Origin of the sequence: Pseudomonas wayambapalatensis (assembly GCF_049942315.1) — a bacterium.
GTDB lineage: Bacteria > Pseudomonadota > Gammaproteobacteria > Pseudomonadales > Pseudomonadaceae > Aquipseudomonas > Aquipseudomonas wayambapalatensis.
In genome coordinates this window covers 1-22,417 of sequence record NZ_JBNFMU010000120.1, presented here as the reverse complement: position 1 = coordinate 22,417, position 22,417 = coordinate 1, and the positions used below count along the sequence as shown (strand labels likewise).

Here is a 22,417-nt window from a genome sequence, read left to right as displayed (position 1 = left end):
ATCATTGGGCATCGGGAATTCTCTATACGCAGAACAGACTCTCTTGAAGCCGGCTGGTTCATGCGCAACGTTTTGTCGTAGTGTCCTGTGGGCCAGAACGGCGACAGGCATGGTCGCCAGGCAACCGGATCAGTATCCTAGCACCTCCTGGCCCGCCTACGCTAAACCCCGCGGGCCGTCGTACAGGTTAACCATCGTATGAATGCTCTAGCCCGCCGCGCCGCTGGCCTGTTGCTCGGCACGCTCTGCCTGCCGCTTGCGGCCCTGGCCGCCGATACGCAACCGACCCACGAATTCATCCTCGACAACGGCCTGAAGGTCGTGGTGCGCGAAGACCATCGCGCGCCAGTGGTGGTATCGCAGATCTGGTACAAGGTCGGCTCCAGCTACGAGACACCCGGCCAGACCGGCCTCTCCCACGCCCTCGAGCACATGATGTTCAAGGGCAGCGCCAAGGTCGGTCCGGGCGAGGCCTCACGCATCCTGCGCGATCTCGGTGCCGAAGAGAACGCCTTCACCAGCGATGACTACACCGCTTATTACCAGGTGCTGGCCCGCGACCGCCTGCCGGTGGCCCTGGAGCTCGAGGCCGACCGTCTGGCCAGTCTGCGCCTGCCGGCCGACGAGTTCAGCCGCGAAATCGAGGTCATCAAGGAAGAGCGCCGCCTGCGCACCGACGACCAGCCCAACGCCAAGGCCTTCGAGCTGTTCCGCGCCATGGCCTACCCCGCCAGCGGCTACCACACCCCGACCATCGGCTGGATGGCCGACCTCGAGCGGATGAAGGTCGAGGAACTGCGCCACTGGTACGAATCCTGGTATGCACCGAACAACGCCACGCTGGTGGTGGTGGGCGATGTCACCGTCGATGAGGTCAAGGGCCTGGCGAACAAATACTTTGCCGCCATCCCCAAACGCGCCATTCCTCCCGCCAAACTGCCACTGGAACTGGCCGAGCCCGGCCAGCGCCAGCTCACCCTGCACGTGCGCACCCAACTGCCGAGCCTGATCTACGGCTTCAACGTCCCGGGCCTGGCCACCGCCAAGGACCCACGCAGTGCCCAGGCCCTGCGCCTGATCTCGGCGCTGCTCGACGGCGGCTACAGTGCGCGCATGCCGGCACGCCTCGAGCGCGGCCAGGAGCTGGTGGCCGGTGCCTCGAGCAGCTACAACGCCTTCACCCGGGGTGACAGCCTGTTCCTGATCTCGGCCACCCCGAACGTACAGAAGCAGAAAACCCTCGCCGACGTCGAGAAAGGCGTCTGGCAGTTGCTGGACGAGCTCAAGAACACGCCACCCACCGCCGAGGAGCTGGAGCGCGTGCGCGCCCAGGTCATCGCCGGCCTGGTCTACGACCGCGACTCGATCAGCAGCCAGGCCACCACCATCGGTCAGCTGGAAACCGTGGGCCTTTCGTGGAAGCTGATCGACAGCGAGCTGGACGACCTCAAGCGCGTCACGCCGCAGGACATCCAGGACGCCGCACGCACCTATTTCACCCGCGAACGCCTGAGCGTTGCCCACGTTCTGCCCGAGGAGTCCGCTCATGAGTGATCGCCGCGCCCCCCGCTATACCCTGTTCGGCCTCGGCATCCTGGCTGCGATCGTGGCGCTGGCCCTGCTGCTGGCCCGCCCGGCGCAACCGGACAATGCCGCCGGTCAGCCCGACAGCAACGCCGCACGCCCGGCCAATACCCTGCAGTCGCTGGCCGAGCTCGACGGCAAATCCCCCAGCCGGCGCCAACTGAACATCCAGAACTGGACCACAGCCGAAGGCACGCGGGTCCTGTTCGTCGAAGCCCGAGAGCTGCCGATGTTCGACCTGCGCGTGACCTTCGCCGCCGGCAGCAGCCAGGACGGCAGCGTCTACGGTCTGGCCGCCCTGACCAACGCCATGCTCAACGAGGGTGTGGCCGGCAAGGACGTCACCGCGATCGCCCAAGGCTTCGAGGGGCTCGGTGCCGACTTTGGCAACGGCTCGTATCGCGACATGGCCGTGGCCACGCTGCGCAGCCTGAGCGCCCCGGACAAACGCGACCCGGCGCTGAAGCTGTTCGCCGACGTGGTCGGCAAGCCAACCTTCCCTGAAGACGCCCTCAAGCGCATCAAGAACCAGTTGCTGGCCGGTTTCGAGTACGAGAAGCAGAACCCCGGCAAGCTGGCCGGCAAGGCGCTGTTCGCCAACCTCTACGGCAGCCATCCCTACGCTCACCCCAGCGACGGCACCGCCGAAAGCATCCCGGGTATCACCCAGGTACAACTGCGCGACTTTCACGCGAAGGCCTACGCTGCCGGCAATGCCGTGATCGCCCTGGTCGGCGACCTCAGCCGCAGTGAAGCCGAAACCATCGCCGCGCAGCTCTCCGCCACCCTGCCCAAGGGCCCGGCACTGGCCAGCCCTGGCGAACCGTCGCAGCCCAAGCCGGGCGCGACTCATATCGATTTCCCGTCCAAGCAGACCCACCTGATGCTCGCCGAACTGGGCATCACTCGCCAGGACCCTGACTGGCCGGCGCTGTCGCTGGGCAACCAGATCCTGGGTGGCGGCTCTTTCGGCACCCGCCTGATGAGCGAGGTGCGGGAAAAACGCGGCCTCACCTACGGTGTGTACTCGGTATTCAGCCCGATGCAGGTGCGCGGCCCGTTCATGATCAACCTGCAGACCCGCGCCGAACTCAGCGAAGGTACGCTCAAGCTGGTCCAGGACATCCTCGCCGACTACCTGAAGAACGGCCCGACCCAGCAAGAGCTCGACGATGCCAAACGTGAGCTGGCCGGCAGCTTCCCGCTCTCGAATGCCAGCAACGCGAGCATCGTTGGCCAACTGGGCGCCATCGGCTTCTACAACCTGCCGCTGACCTGGCTCGAAGACTTCATGCAACAATCCCAGGCGCTGACCGTCGAGCAGGTCAAGACGGCGATGAACAAGCACCTGGCGGTGGACAAGCTGGTGATCGTCACCGCAGGCCCGAGCGTGCCGCAAAAGCCGCTGCCACCGCCCACAGACAAACCGTCCGAGCAGCCGCTCGGCGTACCGGAGCACTGATGGCAAGACCGTCCAACCCCGCCCAGCCCCAAAGCAAGGGGGCTGGCCACCTGCGCATCATCGCCGGCGAATGGCGCAGCCGTCGCCTGGCGGTGCCCGATGGTGAAGGCCTGCGCCCGACACCCGATCGCGTGCGTGAAACCCTGTTCAACTGGCTTGCCCCCTACATCGAAGGCGCCCGCGTGCTGGACGCCTTCACCGGCAGCGGAGCCCTGGTGCTCGAAGCCCTTTCGCGCGGTGCCGAAGATGCCGTGGCACTGGACAGCAACCCTGCAGCCATCGCCAACCTCAAGCACAACCTCGAGCTGCTGCGCTGCCCCCGTGGGCAGATCCTGCAGATTGACGCCCTGCGTTATCTCGGCGGCCCGGCCAAGCAGCAGTTCGATGTGGTATTCCTCGACCCGCCCTTCCACAAGGACCTGCTGGCCAACGTCTGCAACCTGCTGGAGGAGCATCAGTGGCTGCACGAACAGGCCTGGGTCTATACCGAGAGCGAAACAGCGCCGTCCAACCTGCCGATGCCCGGCAACTGGCGCCTGCACCGGGAAAAGAAGACCGGACAGGTGCATTACGCACTGTGGCAGCGGGGGTAACACCGGTTAATTAATTACCGCCTCCCCACCTCACCGATCATCGAGGCTGCTCCTGCCAACTCAATCAGGAGCAGCCCATGCCTCTAGCCCTTCCGAGCACCGCCGCTCGCGCCTCACACCTGCAGCACGCCACCCTGGCCAATGGCCTGCGCGTCTACCTTCAAGAAGATCACCGCGCACCTCTGGTCAGCGTACAACTGTCCTTACACGTCGGTGCCAGCCATGAGCCAGCCGGCAATTCGGGGCTTTCCCATGCCTTGGAACACTTGGTATTCGATGGCAGCAGCAAACTGGCCCAGGGCGAGTACATTTCCTTCATGAACCGACTGGGCGCTTCGCCAAATGCCTTCACCGACAGCGACAACACCTATTTTCCGTTGACCCTGCCGGCCAGCCGCCTTGAAATCGCCCTGGAGGCCCTGGCCGACATCACGTTCCGCCCGACACTGGAAGCGTCGGCCTTCACCAAGGTCCTGGAGATCGTCAAGGCAGAGCGTCGCAGCCATGTAGAGGGGACAGCCCTGGGCCGTGCCCTTGAGGCACACAAAACATTTTGTTATGGCAACGGAGCATACGCCACTCCCGTCATCGGGCGCCCAGAAGACCTGGACGCGCTGACAATCGACACCGCACGCGACTGGCACCGGCATTGGTATCACCCGAACAACGCCACGCTCGTGGTCGTCGGGGCCACGGACATGCCTCGCTTGCGCGAGCTGGTCGAGCGCCATTTTGGCGCCTTCGAGGCTGCCGAACTTCCGCCGCTCAAGCCGCTGGAAAGAACCGCAGCACCTGGGCGGCGCACGCAGACACTGCGTCTCAAGGGGCTGACAGAGGGATTGCTGATGAGCTTCGGCGTCCCCAGCCTGGCCACAGCGCCCTCCAACGAGGAGGCTTGCGCACTGCAGTTGCTGCCGAAATTGCTGGGCAAAGGTGCTAGCGCCTTCCTGCGCCAGCGACTGTTGAGCGACGAACTCATCTTGCTCAACTTGTCAGTGGACTATGACGCATTCAAACGCGCAGACAGCCTCCTGGAAATTCGGGCCCATACCAACACGTCCATAGGCACGCCTGCCCAGGCGCTCGACAGGATCATGCAGGAAATCGCCACGCTCCATCGCACCCCCCTCACTGAAAGGGACCTCAATCGCGCCAAGGTGCAATTCATGTCGAACAAGGTCTTTGCCCGCGATGACATCGCCAACCAGGCAGAGACCATCCGCCGCTACGCCGTCTGTGGCCTGGACCCGCACCTTTTGGAGCAGGAGCGACAAACGCTCGAAGCCGTGACCGTAGAACAGGTTCGCCAGGTGGCAAGCCTTTATCTGACCGAGGACCGGCTGATGGCCACCTTCATGCTCGAGGAGACGAATGATGAATGACATCCCGACAGGACTCACTAGCGCACAAGGCCTGAACCTCAATGCATTCGAGCAGATCAGCACCTCGGTGCAATCATGGCGGAACGATAACGGCACACGCGTGATGTTCGTGGAAACGCGGGGGCTGCCGATAGTGGATATCAAACTACGCTTCAAGGCTGGCACCTCGGCCGACCAGGACCACCATGGCCTCGCGGCCGTGACCTTGCACATGCTCGACAAAGGCAGCGACGGTCTGGAGGCGGCCGAACGGGACAGGCGGATGCAGGAACTGGGGGCCATCGTCAGCAAGGATATACGCCTCGATCACGCAACTTTCTCCCTGCGCACACTAAGTGCACCTGAAATTCTCACCCCCGCCGTGACACTGCTCGCCTCCATGCTCGCCCACCCCGACTTCCCGGCCGACGCACTCAAAACAATTAAGACCCGAGTCAACGCTCAGGACGGGGCGTGGCGAAAATCGCAACACTGGCAACCAGTAATCGAGCTGTATCACCACCTCTACCAAGGCCACCCCTATGAAAGCGTCTTGAGCACCCCTGAGCACGTCGACGCATTGACCGTCGATGACCTGAAGGCATTCCATCACAAGGCGTATTGCGCAAGTAACCTGGACATCGCGATTGTCGGCGATCTATCCCGGGAGGCGGCCGTCGCCCTGGCGCAGGACATCAGCTCGGCATTGCCCCAGGGGTGGACGGCCGCACACCTGCCACCGGTTCCCTCGTCAGTGGCGGCAACACGGCACCTGCCCTGGAGCGTACCCAACATCCTCGCTCAGTTGACACTGCCCATGAACGTGCCGCCCACCGAGGCCGAACATCTCCCGCTGCAGTTGGCCAACGAAGTGTTAGGTGGCGGCTTCAGCTCCCGCCTCATGCAAGAGCTCCGGCAACGCCTGGAACTGACCTACCACATCGACTCGGACTTCACAGCATCCAGCACCGCTGGCAGGTTATCGATCAGATGGGACGTCAAACCGCAGCATCTCCAGACCAGTGTCGAGCGGGTGGACGCTCTGTTGCTGGCCTTTGCTCAGGAAGGGCCAACGCTGGAAGAACTGCAACTGGCGCAACAGAGACTCGCAGGTAAATGCCTCAAGGAGGTCGCCACGAATGGCCAGCTTGCCGAGCGCTTGGCCTACCTTGCCAGTCACGACCTGCCAGACGACTACCTCGACACCTACACCGATCGGTTGCGCGAACAAACACCTGCAGTCGTCCACGAGGTGATCCGACGTCGATTCGACCTGGACCGCAAGATACTGATCACTGTGGGCGGGCCTGCCGACCAGCAACCACTCGCACCCTCGCCCAGCGACCAATAGCACAGGCATGACGGCGGGGTTTCATGGCATTCTAGGCAGGCACATCACGAGTTCCAGCATGTCCAGCCACGCCTTCACCTTTCGCCCCGCCGTCGGGCTGTCCAATCCGCACCTGCAGACCCTGTGGGGGCCGCTCTGGCGCAAGCCCCCAAGGCTTGAGCGCAGCCGCGAACGCCTGTGGCTGGCCGACGGCGACTTCCTCGACATGGACTGGCACGGCCCGCATCAGGCAGACACGCCGCTGGTGCTGATCCTGCACGGCCTGACCGGTTCCTCCGACTCCCCTTACGTAAAAGGCCTGCAGCAAGCGCTGCAGGCGCGTGGCTGGGCCAGCGTCGCGCTGAACTGGCGAGGCTGCTCCGGCGAGCCCAACCTGCTTGCCCGCAGTTATCACTCCGGCGCCAGCGAAGACCTGGCCGAAACCATCCGCCATCTGCGCGCGCAACGACCATTGGCGCCGCTGTATGCCGTGGGCTACTCGCTGGGCGGCAACGTGCTGTTGAAGTACCTGGGCGAAAGTGGCTCGGCCAGCCAGCTCGAAGCGGCGGTGGCCGTGTCTGTGCCATTTCGCCTGGATCAATGCGCCGACCGCATTGGCATGGGTTTCAGCAAGGTCTACCAGGCGCACTTCATGCGCGAGATGCTGGCCTACGTGCAGAACAAGCAGCGGCACTTCCAGGCCCGTGGCCACAGCGAAGGGCTGGCCGCGCTGGAGCGCCTGGGGCCGCTACGCAACCTGAGGACCTTCTGGGATTTCGATGGCCGGGTGACCGCGCCGCTCAACGGTTTCAGCGATGCCCACGACTACTACCGCCGCGCATCGAGTCGCTATTACCTGGGGGAAAACCGCACACCGACGCTGATCATCCACGCACAGGACGATCCGTTCGTGTTCGGCCACAGCCTGCCGGTGGCGCAGGAGCTGGCACCGCAGACTCATTTCGAATTGCACCGCCGTGGCGGGCACGTGGGCTTTGTCGACGGCAGCCTGCGTAATCCGGGGTATTACCTCGAACGCCGGATTCCGCAGTGGTTGCTGGAAGGACGCTGACGCTGGGTCGCTCAGTCGCCGGTAGCGACACCATGCTTGGGATCGTTGATCCATTCGCTCCAGGATCCTGCGTACAGGCGTCCCAGCGGGTATCCCGCCAGTGCCAGGGCAAACAGGTTGTGGCAAGCCGTGACGCCAGAACCGCAATACGCGACCAACTGTTCCGGCGCACGCCCCGCCAGCTTCTCGGCGAAGCGCTGCTTGAGCTGCTCGACCGGCAGGAAACGCCCGTCCGCACCGAGGTTGTCGGTGAACGCCGCGCACTGCGCGCCGGGAATGTGCCCGGCAACAGGGTCGATCGGCTCGACTTCACCGCGAAAACGCGGCAAGGCGCGGGCGTCGATCAAGGTCAGATCGGCGCTGCCCAGGCGCTTGGCCAAATGCTCGGCATCGATCAGCAGCTTCGCATCGGCCTTACCCTCGAAGTTGCCCTCGTGGTGCACTGGCGGGTCCAGGCTCAACGGCAGGTGCGCGGCATGCCAGGCCTTGAGGCCGCCGTCGAGGATGAACACCGCATCGCGCTTGCCCAGCCAGGCCAGCAGCCACCAGGCGCGGGCTGCGAAGGCACCAGGGCCGTCGTCGTACAGCACCACCTGGCTGTCATTGTCCAGGCCCCACTTGCGCAGGCGCTCGACCAGAAGGCTAGGCTCAGGCAGTGGGTGACGGCCGGTCTGCCCCTTGACCACAGGCCCGCTCAGGTCGCGCTCCAGGTCCGCGAAATGCGCACCGGCGATATGCCCCTCGGCATAGCTGCGCTGGCCGTAGTCCACATCCTCCAGGGCGAAGCGACAGTCGAGGATCACCAGCCCCGGCGAGTCCAGACGCTCGTCCAGCTGCTGCGGGGTGATCAGTTGCGCAAGAGGCATGACAATCTCCTATCGATGGCTCGAAAGGCCCGGATCAATGTTCCAGGGCCTGGTTGAACGGAACGTGAAATTCGCTGCACAGCGCATCCACGGCGGCGCGGGAGCTGGCGGTGACGAACCCCAGCTCCAAAACCAGCACCTGATAGACGCCGCGCTTGAAGGCTTCTTCACCCAGGTGCGCGGAATGCTCGCGGGTGGTGCTGAGAAAACGCACCCAGGAGGTGAGCACGATCCAGGCATTGATGGTCAGCGACTCGATCTGGGTCGGCAGCATGTTCAAGATGCCCGCTTCGACGAAGCCACGATAGATCGCCTGACCCTGCTGCAGGCAACGCTGGGAGAAGCGCCGGTAACGTGCGGCCAGCTCCGGGTCGCTCTCCAGCAGGTGCTCGAGGTCGCGGTGCAGAAAGCGATAGTTCCACATCGCCGCGAGCAATGCCTTGAGGTAGAAGCGCTTGTCCTCGACGGTGGCCGCCCGGCCTTGCGGCGGGCGCAGGAAGCTGTCCACCAGCTCTTCGTACTGGTTGAACAGCAACGCGATGATCGCCTGCTTGTTGGGGAAGTGGTAGTACAGGTTGCCGGGAGAGATTTCCATGAACGCGGCAATGTGATTGGTGCTGACGCTGCGCTCGCCTTGCTGGTTGAACAGTTCGAGGCTGCTTTGCACGATGCGCTCACGGGTCTTCATGCGCGGGGCCATGCGGGTATCCAGGTCTGCGGGCTTCGTATGACGAGCCATCTTACGGTTTATTCCACGGGCGGTGCACACCGCGGACATTCACAGATCGACGCCGATTAGAGTATAAGCTCGAGAACTCGCCCCTCTGCGCGGAGCTGCCATGCGTTCTTCCACAGCCATGCCTCTTGAGCCATCCGACCTTGTTCTTGAGCAGTTGTTCGCCGAGCAACGCCAGGCCTTCGCAGGCAACCCCATGCCGCCCGCCGCGCAGCGTATCCAGTGGCTGAAAAGCCTGCGTGAGGCCCTGGTTGCAAACCAGCAGGCGCTGATCGAAGCCGTCGATGCCGACTTCGGCGGGCGCAGTGCCGATGAAACCCTGCTGGCCGAGCTGCTGCCATCCGTGCAGGGCCTGCGCCATGCCGAGCGTCATGTGCGGCGCTGGATGAAACCTGCCCCGCGCCGCGTCGGCCTGGCCTTCCAGCCGGCCAGCGCGCGAGTGCTGGCGCAACCACTGGGGGTGGTGGGCATCATCGTGCCGTGGAACTACCCGCTGTTTCTGGCTATCGGCCCGCTGACCGGTGCCCTGGCGGCGGGCAACCGGGTGATGCTCAAGCTCAGCGAGGCCACACCACGTACCGGCCATGCCCTCAAGCAGTTGCTCGAGCAGGTTTTCCCTGGCGACCTGGTGAGTGTGGTGCTGGGCGAGGTCGAGGTCGGCCAGGCCTTTGCCCGCCTGCCCTTCGATCACCTGCTGTTTACCGGCGCCACCAGCATCGGCCGCCAGGTCATGCTGGCCGCCGCGCACAACCTCACGCCGGTCACGCTCGAGCTGGGCGGCAAGTCGCCCGCCATCGTCTCCCACGACGTGCCACTGGCCAGTGCCGCCGAGCGCATTGCCTTCGGCAAGACCCTCAATGCCGGGCAGACCTGCGTGGCACCCGATTACGTGCTGGTCCCGCGTCAGCGCCTGGACGACTTCGCGCAGGCCTATCGACGGGCGGTGCAGCGCCTTTTCCCACGCATCGCAGACAACCCCGACTACAGCGCGATCATCAACCCGCGCCAGTTGGAGCGCCTCGAGCGCCTGCTCGCCGAAGCCCGCGACAAAGGCGCCCAGGTACTCGACCTGTACCCCGACGAGCCGCGCCAGGGCCGCAGGCTGCCACCTCATCTGCTGCTGGATGTGAACGACGACATGCAGGTGATGCAGGACGAAATCTTCGGCCCATTGTTACCGCTGGTCGCCTATGACGCGCTGGATGAGGCCCTGGCCTACATCAATCAGCGCCCACGCCCGCTGGCGCTGTACTACTTCGGTTACGACCGCAGTCAGCAGGCGCAGGTGCTGCAGCACACACACTCCGGCGGGGTGTGCCTGAACGACACCCTGCTGCATGTCGCCCAGGACGACTTGCCCTTCGGCGGCATCGGCCCCTCTGGCATGGGTCATTACCATGGTCGCGAAGGTTTCCAGACCTTCAGCAAAGCCAAGGCGGTACTGGCCAAACAGCGTATCAACGCCGCCCGGCTGATCTACCCGCCTTACGGAAAAGCCCTGCAGCGCCTCGTATACAAGCTGTTCATCCGCTGAGCGCAAAGGGCGCATGACAGCCAATGGCCGTACTGTCTATAGTGCCATCATCCGGTCGCATGACTTGGCCGGGCAGCAGTCGCTGCGCTACCATCCGACTCCCCAACGCACTCCAGCCAGGATGACGCGATGAACCGAGTGTTGTACCCGGGCACTTTCGACCCCATTACCAAAGGCCATGGCGATCTGGTCGAGCGCGCCTCGCGGCTGTTCGATCACGTGATCATCGCCGTGGCGGCCAGCCCCAAGAAAAACCCCCTGTTCCCGCTGGAACAACGGGTCGAGCTGGCCCGCGAGGTCACCAAGCACCTGCCCAATGTCGAAGTCATCGGCTTCTCCTCCCTGCTGGCGCACTTCGCCAAGGAACAGGGCGCCAACGTGTTCCTGCGGGGCCTGCGTGCGGTGTCCGACTTCGAGTACGAGTTCCAGCTGGCGAACATGAACCGCCAACTGGCGCCGGACGTCGAGAGCCTGTTCCTCACGCCGTCGGAGCGCTACTCGTTCATTTCCTCGACGCTGGTCCGCGAGATTGCGGCGCTGGGCGGGGATATCACCAAGTTCGTCCACCCGGCGGTGGCCGAGGCGTTGACCGTACGCTTCAAGAAGTGATCGCAGCGGCCTGAGTTCGGCTTTGTACGCCACGTCGCCAACCGGCACTTGCGCGACAAAGCCTCGCGCCCGCGTGCACTGCGGGCGTTAATGCGGCACAATTGTGCCCATTGCTTTGATACATGCCCGGGCGCCGAGCCCCGGCCGGAGTCCCAATGTCCCTGATCATCACCGACGATTGCATCAACTGCGACGTCTGCGAACCCGAGTGCCCGAACGCCGCCATCTCGCAAGGCGAAGAGATCTACGTGATCGACCCGAACCTCTGCACCCAGTGCGTGGGCCACTATGACGAACCCCAGTGCCAGCAGGTTTGCCCGGTTGACTGCATCCCGCTGGATGAAGCCCATCCGGAAACCGAAGACGAGCTGATGGCCAAGTACCGCCGGATCACCGGCAAGGCCTGATGCCGTTCGTCGCCGCGATTGGCCGCGCATTGCTCGGCGCCGCACTGGCGCTGCTGGCCACCGCCGCCCTGGCGGACGGGCCCGGGCGCGCCGCCATTGCCAGCCCCCACGCCGATGCCACTGCAGCGGCACGAGAGGTTCTGGAGCAGGGCGGCAACGCGTTCGATGCCGCCATCGCCATCAGCGCCACGCTGGCGGTGGTCGAGCCCTATGGCTCGGGGTTGGGCGGCGGCGGTTTCTTCCTGCTGCGCGAACAGTCCGATACTGCGCACTACCGCTTCCTGGATGCCCGCGAGCGCGCGCCGGGTGCCGCCACCCCAGGCATGTACCTGGAAGACGGCAAGGTCCGGCAGGGGCTTTCGATCAACGGTGCGCTGGCGGCGGCCATCCCAGGTCTGCCCCAGGCGCTGGCAGATCTCGCGGCGACACACGGCAAACTGCCGCTCAGGGACAGCCTCGCGCCAGCCATCCGCCTCGCCAACCAAGGCTTTGCCGTAGACCGCATCTACCGCGATCGCGCGACCATGCGCCTGAACGCGCTGCGTGACGACCCGGAAAGCGCTCGGCTGTTCCTGCGCGAGAACCAGGTCCCCGCCCTGGGCAGCGTGATCCGCCAGCCGGAACTGGCCGCCACCCTGCAAGCAATGGCCGATCAGGGGCGCGACGGTTTCTACCGTGGGGCGGTTGGCCGCCAGCTTGTCGAGGGTGTGCGCCGCGCTGGCGGTGTCTGGACCCTCGACGATCTCGCCAACTACCGCACGGTCTGGCGCCAGCCACTGCGCTATCCCCTGGCAGACCAGCGCGAGCTGATCAGCAGCCCACCGCCGTCTGCCGGCGGCGTGGCCTTGGCGCAGAGCCTGGCGATGCTCCAGCGCCTGCCTTGGCAGAGCGCAGAACCGGTGCAACGCAGCCACTATGTGGTAGAAGTCCTGCGCCGCGCCTACCGCGATCGCGGCCTGCTCGGCGACCCGGACTACGTCACCAACCCGATCAACCGCCTGCTGGCACGCCACTATCTGACCGGACTTGCCGACAGCATCGACGTGCACGATGCCACGCCCAGCAGCGCCCTGCCGCCCGCGCCCGCCTGGCGCGAGGGCGACCACACCACTCACTTCAGCGTGATCGATGCTGCGGGCAATGCCGTGTCGGCCACGCTGTCGGTCAACCTGCCCTTCGGTGCAGCCTTTACCGTACCCGGCAGCGGCGTGGTGCTGAACAACGAGATGGACGATTTCGCCGCCGACCCCACAGGCAGCAACAGCTACGGCCTGGCCGGCAGCCAGGCCAATGCGGTGGCCGCGGGCAAGCGCCCACTGTCGAGCATGAGCCCGAGTTTCATCGAAAGTCCGTCACAGTTCGCCAGCTTCGGCACGCCCGGCGGCAGCCGAATCCCGAGCATGGTGCTGCTGTCGATGCTCGGCTTTCTCGAAGGGCGGCCGGTGAGCGAATGGCCGGCGATTCCCCGCTATCACCATCAGTACCTGCCAGATGTGATCGAGCACGAGCCCGGCACCTTCGATGAGCGGCAGAAAGCCGCGCTGCGTGCACGCGGCTATGAGCTCAAGGATGTGCAGCGCAGCTATGGGAACCAGCAGGTGCTGTACTGGGACAAACGCGCCGGGACGCTCGAGGCGGCCAGCGATCCGCGCGGGGTCGGTGAGGCCGCAGTGCTGGAGTGACCCGCAAAGCTGCGGCGCGCTGAATGGCTGTTCGCCGAACGAATCTCAGCGCTGACAGCGCGGGCAGAACACGCTAGCGCGCTGCCCCAGCTTCACGTCCCGCAGCTCGGTCCCGCACACCTTGCAGGCCTCACCGCCACGCCCATACACGAACAGTTCCTGCTGGAAATACCCCGGCTGCCCATCGCCACCGATGAAATCGCGCAACGTGGTGCCACCACGCTCGATGGCCGCCGCCAGCACGCGCTTGATCTCGATCGCCAGCTTCAGATAACGCGCCCGGCTGATCCCGCCCGCCTCGCGGCGTGGATCGATGCCCGCGGCGAACAGCGCCTCGGTGGCGTAGATGTTGCCCACCCCCACCACCACGGCGTTGTCCATGATGAACGGCTTGACCGCCATCGACCGCCCGCGTGACAGCTGGAACAACCGCTCGCCGTCGAACAGGTCGGTCAATGGCTCCGGCCCCAGGCGCACCAGCAGCTCGTGACCCAGCGGGTCCTGGCTCCAGAGCATGGCGCCGAACCGACGCGGGTCGGTGTAGCGCAGCATCAGCCCCGACTCCAGCTCGATGTCCACATGTTCATGCTTGGCCGCCGGCAGCCCGAGCTCGACCAACCGCAGGTTGCCAGACATCCCCAGGTGGCTGATCAAGGTGCCCACCTCGGCGTTGATCAGCAGGTACTTGGCCCGCCGCTCGACGCTGACGATGCGCTGCCCCGACAGGCGCACATCCAGATCCTCGGGGATCGGCCAGCGCAGGCGCCGGTCACGCACCACCACGCGGCTGACTCGCTGGCCTTCCAGGTAAGGCGCGATCCCGCGCCGGGTGGTCTCGACTTCTGGCAACTCAGGCATGGATCAGTGGCCACTCATTTCACGGATGTTCTGCTTGAGGCTCTCGAAGTCGTACTCCGACAGCCCGATGTAGTCCAGCACCAGCGGCCCGACGACGTTCCACTCGTGGTCGACGCTCTGGTTGCCCAGCACGCGGTACGACGCACAGATGTGTTCGGCCATTTTCAGCACCGCCAGCAGGTTCTTCAGCTGGGTCTGGGTGTTGCGTGAAGACTCGTCGCGGAATACCGCCAGGGCGTTGTGGTGGTTGGCGATGGCCGCGCTGATATGCTCCGGCAGGCGCCACGACTTGGCGGTGAAGTAGCCCACCACCGAATGGTTGGTGTTGAACGCGCGGTTCTCAGTGTCCACCACCCGCGTTTGTTCGTCGGCCTTGGCGTAGGCGTCCTCCAGCACTTCCATGTAGGTCGGGAAGCGCTTGAGCATCAGCGGCACGCCGCAATCATGGAACAGGCCAAGGGTGTAGGCCTCGTCCACCGCCTGGATGCCGGTGCGCTTGGCCAGGGTCAGGCAGGTCATCGCGACGTCTTGGGCGGTGTCCCAGAAGCGGTTGAGGGTGACGATGGTTTCGTCGCTCATCTCGCCCTTGATCGACTGCGCGTTGATCAGGTTGATGATCGAGCGGCTACCCAACAGGTTTACGGCGCGCTGGATCGAGCCAATCTTGTTGGCCAACCCGAAATGCGGGGAGTTCACCAGCTTGAGCAGTGCACCGGCCAGACCAGGATCCTGCGCTATCAGCTTGGCGATCGTCTCCAGGTCCGGATCGGGCATGTACTGCTCGAACTGCAGGTCCACCATGATCTGCGGCTGCGGCGGAATGGTGATGCCTTGCAAGGCTTGCTGGATCTGTTCGGCGGAAAGTTCCTGGGACATGGGTACACACTCGGAAATGACGAGAGATTCTAACCCTGTACTCCTGCAGGGCACCAACCACTGGATCGTTCCCTGGGCGGTTAACTTTAGCCGGGATGAGGCCGACACTTCATCCAGCCCACCAGCGAACCCCAGGCCAACGCGGTATACTCCCGCTCTTTTTTCCGGAGCGACGTCATGTCCCTGCCCAGCCTTCGCCTCAAAGCCAATGCCGACCGCCGCCTGCGCGCCGGCCACCTGTGGGTCTACAGCAATGAAGTCGATGTCGCCGCGACTCCGCTGCAAGGCCTGAAGGCCGGGCAGCAGGCGATCCTCGAGGCGGCCAACGGCAAGCCGCTGGGCGTGGTGGCGGTGAGCCCGAACAACCTGATCTGTGCCCGCCTGCTGTCGCGCGATGCCAAGCTGCCGCTGGACAAGTCGCTGCTGGTGCACCGCCTGAACGTCGCCCTGTCGCTGCGTGAGCGCCTGTTCGACAAACCCTGCTACCGCCTGGTCTACGGCGACTCCGACCTGCTGCCGGGCCTGGTGGTCGACCGCTTCTTCGACATTCTCGTGGTGCAACTGGCCTCGGCCACCATGGAAGCTCACAAGGATGAGGTGATCGCTGCCCTGGTACAGGTGCTCAAGCCCAGCGGCATCCTGTTCAAGAACGACTCCGCCGCGCGCGATGCCGAAGGCCTGGAGCGCTATGTCGAGACCGTCTACGGCGAAGTATCCGACTGGGTCGCGCTGGAAGAGAACGGCGTGAAGTTCGAAGCGCCGGTACGTGAAGGCCAGAAGACTGGCTGGTTCTACGACCACCGCATGAACCGTGCGCGCCTGGCGCCCTACGTCAAGGGCAAGCGAGTGCTCGACCTGTTCAGCTACATCGGTGGCTGGGGCGTACAGGCCGGGGCCTTCGGCGCCAGCGAAGTGTTCTGCGTCGATGCCTCGGGCTTTGCCCTGGATGGCGTCGAGCGCAATGCCGCGCTCAACGGCATTGCCGAAAAGCTGACCTGCATCGAAGGCGACGTGTTCGAGGCCCTGCGCGAACTCAAGGCCGCCGAAGAACGCTTCGACGTGATCATTGCCGACCCACCCGCCTTCATCAAGCGCAAGAAGGACCTGAAGAACGGCGAGGCCGCCTACCGCCGCCTCAACGAGCAGGCCATGCGCATGCTCAACAAGGACGGCATCCTGGTCAGCGCTTCGTGCTCCATGCACCTGCCCGAAGATGACCTGAACAACATCCTGCTGACCAGTGCCCGCCACCTGGACCGCAACCTGCAACTGCTCGAGCGCGGCGGCCAGGGTCCGGACCACCCAGTGCACCCGGCAATCGCCGAAACCCGCTACATCAAGAGCATCACCTGCCGGTTGCTGCCCAACAGCTGACCCACCTGCCTGGGGCTGGCCTACAGCCCCAGGTCATGCAATGTGTGGTGATTGTTGGCGATGATGTTGGCGATCAGCGACTCCCCCGGGAAGTCGGCCATGATGATGCCCACGGTCCTGACCGTTGGCTGCGGGCCGTTGAGATCCTCGATATCGTCCCGCGCCAGGGTGTTCATACCTTCAAAGGAAATGGTGCACAGCTTCCCCACGCACGTGGTGCGGGGAAAATGCGGAAACCAGTCGGACTCGCCCAGCGCAAGCAGCCCCGTAGACAGCCTGGGCGCGGCAGTACCCGGGCTGGAGTGGCCGCTGGCCACGAAGTAAGGGAACGACCCCACGCTGCCCGACAGGTAGTTGATGTAGAACGTCTCCGCACTCCCAGCCGAAGCCCGGTGCAACTGGCGCCTGACCTTGAGGTACTTCTCGTGCAGGTCCCAGTTGCTCGTCAGGGTCGAGTCGTCCTGGATATCGAAGCTGCTGTAGCTCAGCCCATAAGGGTTGAGGTTGGAGATGTTGGACAACACCACGAACTTGCCACGAGCCTCACCCAGCGTGAGGCTTTTTCGCGGCTCGCGCAGATAGACCTCCGAGAACTGCTGCATGTACTGGTCGAACACCTCCGGTAACAGCCGATTGGCATTGCTGTCTGGCGTGTGTTCCTCCTTGATCCTGAACAGCACGGTTTCACTGGGGTTGGCCTGCAGGAAATTACGGATAGACTGCAGCGCGCTGCCAAACATCTTGTCCAGGTACACCGGCCCGTGGTGCAGCGCAAATGCATCGCCCGTACGCCGGATGCGCAGGTCGAATACACGGATACCGTACTTCAACTGCTCGTCGAAGTTCAGCACCTGAGTGGTGACGATGTCATCGACCACCGGAAATACGCTGACATCGAAGGTCGCCGAGTCATGGGTGCCGGGCAACGCCAGCTCGCTCAGGCGCACGTCGTCGCGGATGGCTTGCATCCAGCGGCTCTTGTCGGTGAAGGGGTCTTTGCGGTCGTGGGCGTAGGCATCGTCCTCATGGGCGAAGGTATTGCCGGAAAGACAGCACAGCAGGCAGGCAAAGCCCGCCAGGGAGTGAAAAAAACGCATGATTCAAGTCCTTTGCGAGCGCAAGAAGACTTCAGGTTAATGACCCGGCGGGCAGCCGGACACTAGATAACTACCGACTGTCCATGATCGCAACGCCGCCCTGGCAAAACACTGCTCAGATATCCAGCACCATCGACGCGATACCAAAGTAGATCAACATCCCCACGGCATCCTGATCAGCGCCTAGTGCTCCGTGCACCTACCCGGGACCGCCTCAACAGGCGGTCCATCAATCAATTACGGACATATAACGACCTGGTATTTTTGTCAGTAGACAGTCCCGCAACGCCATACTCTAATCAGACCGAATATCAATCCGCCGCTGCAGGCACCGCTCGGTCTATAGTTGAGGTTGGAAATGGAACGTTCCAGGAATCAAGCACCTGCTGCGCCATACATTGTGGAAGCCAAAAACGGTTTCGTAGATCTGGATGACCTGAAGCGCGGCATCCATGTGAAGGTGAATCACAAACCCACCGATACATTTATAGGTTTGCAAGTTTTATTGAAGACCCAAGCAGGCCATGAAGTATCGAAAGTGATCTTTAAAAAAGACTACGACGACACCCCTGTTGCCTTCTCCGCCGAGCAGCTCAAGCGACTGTTGGGTGAGCGCGTCGAGCTGTCCTACATAGTGTGGCCAGAAAACGAATATTCTGAACCCGTCGAGTATGAATTCGATGCGAAATGGTATATGCCACAGGTACCCGCGATCCGAGACGGTCAGGTGTCGTGGGAAGATCTGGACAAAGGCCTTGAGGTCATTATTCGGCCCTACAAGGACATCCGTGTGGGGGATCGCGTGCGAGTGATGATGGCAGGGACGAATGCCAATTCCAGCGAAATTATCGAAGCCGTTGTCGTCGATACCAACACTCCACTCACCGTTCGTTTTTCCGCCGAAAAGACGCGCCTGACTGCCGGCGGCAAAACGACGGTCTTCTACCAAGTCGATGGCCATCACATCATTCCGTTTTCAGTGTCGTTCAACGGGGCACGGCAAGTTCCACTCGTGGAGCCAAAGCACATTTTGCGCGACAGCAATTACTCGCCAGCCGTGATGGCACCGGTCGAAGAGTCTGGAGGCTATCCGTTCGTTCTGAATTTCGATACTGCGCCAAACATTGGCGACACCGTCTTGGTGTGGGCGTTGGACGACCATAACCAAGTAGCAAAGATTTCCGAACACACGGTCTCCGAAAATCCCTTGACCCTCTACCTCGCGCCAGAAACATTCAATACATCCCTCACGATGGAAATAGTGGTCGTCATGCCCCCCAATGGCAACTCTCTCTCGTCTCCGAGAGTAGCAATCGAACTAAACAGATAGACGGGTACAAAGTGATTGCCATTCAACAACCTTCATCGCGTTAATAGCGAAGAGCAGCAGCTCACAAGCGCTGCTGCTCTTGTATAGCGTACTCAGATATCCAGCACCATCGACGCGATACCAAAGTAGATCAACACCCCCACGGCATCGGCAATCGAGGTCACCAGCGGCCCGCTGGCCGTCGCCGGGTCAAGCTTCAGGCGACTGAGCATGAATGGCAGGCTCATACCGATGAGGCTGCCGATCAGCACGATCACCAGCATGCTGCTGGCCACGATCAGGGCGATTTCCGGGCCGCCGCGCAATACCCCCAACGAAGCGACAGCCAGTGCCATGGTCCCGCCCAGGGCAAGCGCAACACCGCACTCGCGCGTGAGCATGCGCAACCAGTCACGCAGCACCACTTCGCCCGTGGCCAGGCCGCGCACCATCAGGGTTGCCGACTGGGCGCCGGCATTGCCGCCGCTGTCTACCAGCAACGGCAGGAAGAACACCAGGGCGATATGCGCGGCGATGGTGTCCTCGAACGCTGCGATTCCCGCACCTGAAAACAGGTTGCCGAATACCAGCAGTACCAGCCACAGCACGCGTTTGCGGTACATCAGGCTGACGGTTGCATCCTTGAGATTGCCGATGTGATTGGTGATCGATGCGCCCTTGTGAAAGTCTTCGGTAGCCTCCTCCACCATCACATCCAGCGCTTCGTCGCAGGTGACGATCCCCACCAGCCGCCCCAACTCATCGAGCACCGGTACCGCCAGCAGGTCGTGATCGCCAATCAAGCGGGCGACCTCTTCCTGACGGGTCGCCGTGGTCACGCAGATCACCTGGCGCACCATGATGGCCTCGATCGGCTGGTCGGGCGGCGCCAGGATCAGTTCACGCAGCGACAGCGTGCCGAGCAGGTTGCGCTGGGCATCGAGGACGTAGGATTGATAGATGGTTTCGGCGTCTGCGGCTTCGCGCCGCAGCATGTCGATGGCCTGGCGCGCGCTCAGGCCACTGTCCAGGCTGGAGTACTCGCTGATCATCAGCGCGCCGGCGCTGCCGTCTTCGTACAGTGCATGCTGCAGAAGCCGATCGCGTCGGGCCTGGGCCGCCTGGCGCAGGTCGAGGGGTGTGGCGAGGGTGTCGGTCGGATGTTGCATGGGAGGTTCTCCAGGCGCCGAAGCAGGCGCCCGCAGACCTCAGCCACGCGGGCTCAAGCCTCCGGATGCCCTGGCGACGGTGCGCTCAGTGCCAGATTGCAGGTTCGCGATGAACTGAAACTGGGAAGGTCCATTGGGGGCTTGGCTCGTGAAGCCGCACATGCGGCGCGGGGATGATAGGTGCAGCAAGACCAGGAAAATACCGCCGGGAGAGCATTTGGGAGATGTCCTACATCACCCTGTCCAAATGACGAAAAGCACCGTCCAGACACATCGTCATTCCCTCGTCGCGCCAGCGGTGTAGAATCGGCCTATTCATCGCCAGACATCCCCAGGCGGGTTTATGAGCTCTGGCCAAGCACGCGGCGATCCCGCGCTGTCTTCGGCCCCATCCGTGCCAGCGGCAACCGGCCTTCGGCGCAAAGGACAAGAGAAGCTCACTCCCCTTTCCAGAGACCTGATTAAGCCGCCAGGAGTGCTTCATGCCTGATTATCGTTCCAAGACTTCCACCCAGGGCCGCAACATGGCGGGTGCCCGCGCACTGTGGCGCGCCACCGGGATGAAGGACGAAGACTTCAAGAAACCGATCATCGCCATCGCCAACTCGTTCACCCAGTTCGTCCCGGGCCACGTGCACCTGAAGGACCTGGGCCAGCTGGTCGCCCGCGAGATCGAGCGCGCCGGTGGCGTGGCCAAGGAATTCAACACCATCGCCGTCGACGACGGCATCGCCATGGGCCACGACGGCATGCTGTACTCGCTGCCGAGCCGCGAGATCATCGCCGACGCCGTCGAGTACATGGTCAACGCCCACTGCGCCGACGCCATCGTCTGCATCTCTAACTGCGACAAGATCACCCCCGGCATGCTGATGGCTGCCCTGCGCCTGAACATCCCAGTGATCTTCGTCTCCGGCGGCCCAATGGAAGCCGGCAAGACCAAGCTGGCCAGCCACGGCCTGGACCTGGTCGACGCCATGGTCATCGCCGCCGACTCGACCGCCAGTGACGAAAAGGTCGCCGAGTACGAGCGCAGCGCCTGCCCGACCTGCGGTTCGTGCTCCGGCATGTTCACCGCCAACTCGATGAACTGCCTGACCGAAGCCCTGGGGCTCGCCCTGCCGGGCAACGGCTCCACCCTGGCCACCCACGCCGACCGCGAGCAGCTGTTCCTCACCGCCGGACGCACCATCGTCGAGCTGTGCAAGCGCTACTACGGCGAGAACGACGAGTCGGTACTGCCGCGCAACATCGCCAACTTCAAGGCGTTCGAGAACGCCATGATGCTCGACATCGCCATGGGCGGTTCGACCAACACCATCCTGCACCTTCTGGCTGCCGCCCAGGAAGCGGAGGTCGACTTCGACCTGCGCGACATCGATCGCCTGTCGCGCAAGGTGCCACAGCTGTGCAAGGTGGCGCCGAACATCCAGAAGTACCACATGGAAGACGTCCACCGCGCCGGCGGCATCTTCAGCATCCTCGGCTCGCTGGCCCGTGGCGGCCTGCTGCACACCGACCTTCCGACCGTGCACAGCCGCAGCATGGAAGAGGCCATCGCCAAGTGGGACATCACCCAGACCGATGACGAAGCCGTGCACACCTTCTTCAAGGCAGGCCCGGCCGGTATCCCGACCCAGACCGCGTTCAGCCAGTCGACCCGCTGGGAAACCCTCGACGACGACCGCGAGAACGGCTGCATCCGCAGCTTCGAACACGCCTACTCGCAGGAAGGTGGCCTGGCCGTGCTCTACGGCAACATCGCCCTGGACGGCTGTGTGGTCAAGACCGCGGGCGTCGACGAGTCGATCCATGTGTTCGAAGGCACCGCGAAGATCTTCGAAAGCCAGGACAGCGCCGTGCGCGGCATTCTCGCCGACGAAGTGAAGGCCGGCGACATCGTGATCATCCGCTACGAAGGCCCGAAAGGCGGTCCGGGCATGCAAGAGATGCTCTACCCGACCTCGTACCTGAAGTCCAAGGGCCTGGGCAAGGCCTGCGCCCTGCTCACCGACGGCCGCTTCTCCGGCGGCACTTCGGGCCTGTCGATCGGCCACGCTTCGCCGGAAGCGGCCTCGGGCGGCGCCATCGGCCTGGTCAAGGACGGTGACAAAGTACTGATCGACATTCCGAACCGCTCGATCAACCTGCTGGTCAGCGACGAAGAGTTGGCCGCACGCCGTGTCGAACAGGACAAGAAGGGCTGGAAACCTGCCGAAGTGCGTCCACGCAAGGTGACCACTGCACTGAAGGCCTACGCCCTGCTGGCGACCAGCGCCGACAAGGGCGCTGTGCGTAACAAGGCGATGCTCGACGGGCTGTGAGGCTTTGAGGGCATGAATGAAAAACCGGCGCCTTGAGCGCCGGTTTTTTTATGCCTGTGGAAAAGTATTGGCCTATTCGCGGGAAAGCCCGCTCCCACAAATACAGCGCAACCCTGAAGACCATGAAACCCCTGTGGGAGCGGGCTTGCCCGCGAAGAGGACGGCATAGCCGCT

Annotated in this window: 19 protein-coding genes; 13 read left to right on the top strand and 6 right to left on the bottom strand. The window is 63.5% G+C overall.

The genetic code is table 11. From position 1 onward, the window contains the following. Positions 1-198 precede the first annotated feature (198 nt). From ACPZMI_RS06345 to ACPZMI_RS06320, 6 genes are all read left to right on the top strand, one after another. Positions 199-1,554, top strand: a complete 1,356-nt coding sequence (locus tag ACPZMI_RS06345) for a M16 family metallopeptidase (RefSeq protein WP_054891160.1) — start codon at positions 199-201, stop codon at positions 1,552-1,554. After that, positions 1,547-3,046, top strand: coding sequence for a M16 family metallopeptidase (locus tag ACPZMI_RS06340; RefSeq protein WP_288376452.1), 1,500 nt, complete (start codon positions 1,547-1,549; stop codon positions 3,044-3,046). The genes ACPZMI_RS06345 and ACPZMI_RS06340 overlap by 8 nt, the downstream gene beginning before the upstream one ends. After that, entirely contained in the window at positions 3,046-3,639 is a 594-nt protein-coding gene (gene rsmD, locus ACPZMI_RS06335) for a 16S rRNA (guanine(966)-N(2))-methyltransferase RsmD (RefSeq protein ID WP_186665570.1), read from the top strand. The genes ACPZMI_RS06340 and rsmD overlap by 1 nt, the downstream gene beginning before the upstream one ends. 77 nt (positions 3,640-3,716) lie before the next feature. After that, positions 3,717-5,021 carry a M16 family metallopeptidase gene (locus ACPZMI_RS06330; RefSeq protein WP_426351887.1) on the top strand — a complete coding sequence of 435 codons (1,305 nt, stop codon included), beginning with the start codon at positions 3,717-3,719 and terminating at the stop codon, positions 5,019-5,021. Next, a complete protein-coding gene (locus ACPZMI_RS06325) occupies positions 5,011-6,351 on the top strand; it encodes a M16 family metallopeptidase (protein ID WP_426351886.1) in 1,341 nt (446 codons plus the stop codon). The genes ACPZMI_RS06330 and ACPZMI_RS06325 overlap by 11 nt, the downstream gene beginning before the upstream one ends. A 58-nt stretch (positions 6,352-6,409) precedes the next feature. Next, entirely contained in the window at positions 6,410-7,402 is a 993-nt protein-coding gene (locus tag ACPZMI_RS06320) for a hydrolase (protein WP_186665565.1), read from the top strand. An 11-nt stretch (positions 7,403-7,413) separates the two neighbouring features. On the opposite strand, the gene ACPZMI_RS06315 is transcribed toward ACPZMI_RS06320, so the two are convergent. Then, positions 7,414-8,268, bottom strand: a complete 855-nt coding sequence (locus ACPZMI_RS06315) for a sulfurtransferase (protein ID WP_426351885.1) — start codon at positions 8,266-8,268, stop codon at positions 7,414-7,416. Positions 8,269-8,302: 34 nt separating this feature from the next. Further along, positions 8,303-8,968, bottom strand: a complete 666-nt coding sequence (locus tag ACPZMI_RS06310; protein ID WP_186711563.1) for a TetR/AcrR family transcriptional regulator — start codon at positions 8,966-8,968, stop codon at positions 8,303-8,305. A gap of 139 nt (positions 8,969-9,107) precedes the next feature. Between ACPZMI_RS06310 and ACPZMI_RS06305 the strand changes: the two genes are divergently transcribed. The 4 genes from ACPZMI_RS06305 to ggt all read left to right on the top strand — a co-directional run bounded on the left by ACPZMI_RS06305 (position 9,108) and on the right by ggt (position 13,236). Beyond that, a complete protein-coding gene (locus ACPZMI_RS06305) occupies positions 9,108-10,538 on the top strand; it encodes a coniferyl aldehyde dehydrogenase (protein ID WP_426351884.1) in 1,431 nt (476 codons plus the stop codon). Between the two features lie 129 nt (positions 10,539-10,667). After that, positions 10,668-11,147, top strand: coding sequence for a pantetheine-phosphate adenylyltransferase (gene coaD, locus ACPZMI_RS06300; RefSeq protein WP_063541647.1), 480 nt, complete (start codon positions 10,668-10,670; stop codon positions 11,145-11,147). A 155-nt stretch (positions 11,148-11,302) separates the two neighbouring features. Continuing rightward, entirely contained in the window at positions 11,303-11,554 is a 252-nt protein-coding gene (locus tag ACPZMI_RS06295) for a YfhL family 4Fe-4S dicluster ferredoxin (RefSeq protein WP_011531711.1), read from the top strand. Next, positions 11,554-13,236 carry a gamma-glutamyltransferase gene (ggt, locus tag ACPZMI_RS06290; protein ID WP_426351883.1) on the top strand — a complete coding sequence of 561 codons (1,683 nt, stop codon included), beginning with the start codon at positions 11,554-11,556 and terminating at the stop codon, positions 13,234-13,236. The genes ACPZMI_RS06295 and ggt overlap by 1 nt, the downstream gene beginning before the upstream one ends. Before the next feature lie 45 nt (positions 13,237-13,281). Here ggt and mutM read toward each other — a convergent pair whose 3' ends face one another. Both mutM and ACPZMI_RS06280 read right to left on the bottom strand, forming a co-directional pair. Then, positions 13,282-14,094 (bottom strand): bifunctional DNA-formamidopyrimidine glycosylase/DNA-(apurinic or apyrimidinic site) lyase, encoded by an 813-nt coding sequence (gene mutM / locus ACPZMI_RS06285; protein ID WP_063541651.1) that lies wholly within the window; start codon positions 14,092-14,094, stop codon positions 13,282-13,284. 3 nt (positions 14,095-14,097) lie between these two features. After that, positions 14,098-14,916: an HDOD domain-containing protein gene (locus ACPZMI_RS06280; RefSeq protein ID WP_411384516.1), complete on the bottom strand. Its 819-nt coding sequence runs from the start codon at positions 14,914-14,916 to the stop codon at positions 14,098-14,100. A 231-nt stretch (positions 14,917-15,147) separates the two neighbouring features. On the opposite strand from ACPZMI_RS06280, the gene ACPZMI_RS06275 reads away from it, so the two are divergent. After that, positions 15,148-16,344, top strand: coding sequence for a class I SAM-dependent rRNA methyltransferase (locus ACPZMI_RS06275; protein WP_411383467.1), 1,197 nt, complete (start codon positions 15,148-15,150; stop codon positions 16,342-16,344). A gap of 20 nt (positions 16,345-16,364) precedes the next feature. On the opposite strand, the gene ACPZMI_RS06270 is transcribed toward ACPZMI_RS06275, so the two are convergent. Continuing rightward, positions 16,365-17,441 carry a phosphatidylinositol-specific phospholipase C gene (locus ACPZMI_RS06270; protein ID WP_426351882.1) on the bottom strand — a complete coding sequence of 359 codons (1,077 nt, stop codon included), beginning with the start codon at positions 17,439-17,441 and terminating at the stop codon, positions 16,365-16,367. 358 nt (positions 17,442-17,799) lie between these two features. Here ACPZMI_RS06270 and ACPZMI_RS06265 point away from each other — a divergent pair, with 358 nt between their 5' ends. Next, entirely contained in the window at positions 17,800-18,771 is a 972-nt protein-coding gene (locus ACPZMI_RS06265; RefSeq protein WP_426351881.1) for a hypothetical protein, read from the top strand. Positions 18,772-18,863: 92 nt separating this feature from the next. Here ACPZMI_RS06265 and mgtE read toward each other — a convergent pair whose 3' ends face one another. Further along, positions 18,864-19,919, bottom strand: coding sequence for a magnesium transporter (gene mgtE / locus ACPZMI_RS06260; RefSeq protein ID WP_411383470.1), 1,056 nt, complete (start codon positions 19,917-19,919; stop codon positions 18,864-18,866). Between the two features lie 482 nt (positions 19,920-20,401). Here mgtE and ilvD point away from each other — a divergent pair, with 482 nt between their 5' ends. Next, the gene (gene ilvD, locus ACPZMI_RS06255; protein WP_054891146.1) at positions 20,402-22,243 is read left to right on the top strand and encodes a dihydroxy-acid dehydratase; all 1,842 of its coding nucleotides are present in this window, start codon (positions 20,402-20,404) and stop codon (positions 22,241-22,243) included. Positions 22,244-22,417: the final 174 nt, after the last annotated feature.

Bases quoted from the DNA above. Each gene is read 5' to 3' on its own strand.
- ACPZMI_RS06345 (WP_054891160.1), top strand. From the start codon at position 199: ATGAATGCTCTAGCCCGCCGCGCCGCTGGCCTGTTGCTCGGCACGCTC.
- ACPZMI_RS06340 (WP_288376452.1), top strand. From the start codon at position 1,547: ATGAGTGATCGCCGCGCCCCCCGCTATACCCTGTTCGGCCTCGGCATC.
- rsmD (WP_186665570.1), top strand. From the start codon at position 3,046: ATGGCAAGACCGTCCAACCCCGCCCAGCCCCAAAGCAAGGGGGCTGGC.
- ACPZMI_RS06330 (WP_426351887.1), top strand. From the start codon at position 3,717: ATGCCTCTAGCCCTTCCGAGCACCGCCGCTCGCGCCTCACACCTGCAG.
- ACPZMI_RS06325 (WP_426351886.1), top strand. From the start codon at position 5,011: ATGATGAATGACATCCCGACAGGACTCACTAGCGCACAAGGCCTGAAC.
- ACPZMI_RS06320 (WP_186665565.1), top strand. From the start codon at position 6,410: ATGTCCAGCCACGCCTTCACCTTTCGCCCCGCCGTCGGGCTGTCCAAT.
- ACPZMI_RS06315 (WP_426351885.1), bottom strand. From the start codon at position 8,268: ATGCCTCTTGCGCAACTGATCACCCCGCAGCAGCTGGACGAGCGTCTG.
- ACPZMI_RS06310 (WP_186711563.1), bottom strand. From the start codon at position 8,968: ATGGCCCCGCGCATGAAGACCCGTGAGCGCATCGTGCAAAGCAGCCTC.
- ACPZMI_RS06305 (WP_426351884.1), top strand. From the start codon at position 9,108: ATGCGTTCTTCCACAGCCATGCCTCTTGAGCCATCCGACCTTGTTCTT.
- coaD (WP_063541647.1), top strand. From the start codon at position 10,668: ATGAACCGAGTGTTGTACCCGGGCACTTTCGACCCCATTACCAAAGGC.
- ACPZMI_RS06295 (WP_011531711.1), top strand. From the start codon at position 11,303: ATGTCCCTGATCATCACCGACGATTGCATCAACTGCGACGTCTGCGAA.
- ggt (WP_426351883.1), top strand. From the start codon at position 11,554: ATGCCGTTCGTCGCCGCGATTGGCCGCGCATTGCTCGGCGCCGCACTG.
- mutM (WP_063541651.1), bottom strand. From the start codon at position 14,094: ATGCCTGAGTTGCCAGAAGTCGAGACCACCCGGCGCGGGATCGCGCCT.
- ACPZMI_RS06275 (WP_411383467.1), top strand. From the start codon at position 15,148: ATGTCCCTGCCCAGCCTTCGCCTCAAAGCCAATGCCGACCGCCGCCTG.
- ACPZMI_RS06270 (WP_426351882.1), bottom strand. From the start codon at position 17,441: ATGCGTTTTTTTCACTCCCTGGCGGGCTTTGCCTGCCTGCTGTGCTGT.
- ACPZMI_RS06265 (WP_426351881.1), top strand. From the start codon at position 17,800: ATGGAACGTTCCAGGAATCAAGCACCTGCTGCGCCATACATTGTGGAA.
- mgtE (WP_411383470.1), bottom strand. From the start codon at position 19,919: ATGCAACATCCGACCGACACCCTCGCCACACCCCTCGACCTGCGCCAG.
- ilvD (WP_054891146.1), top strand. From the start codon at position 20,402: ATGCCTGATTATCGTTCCAAGACTTCCACCCAGGGCCGCAACATGGCG.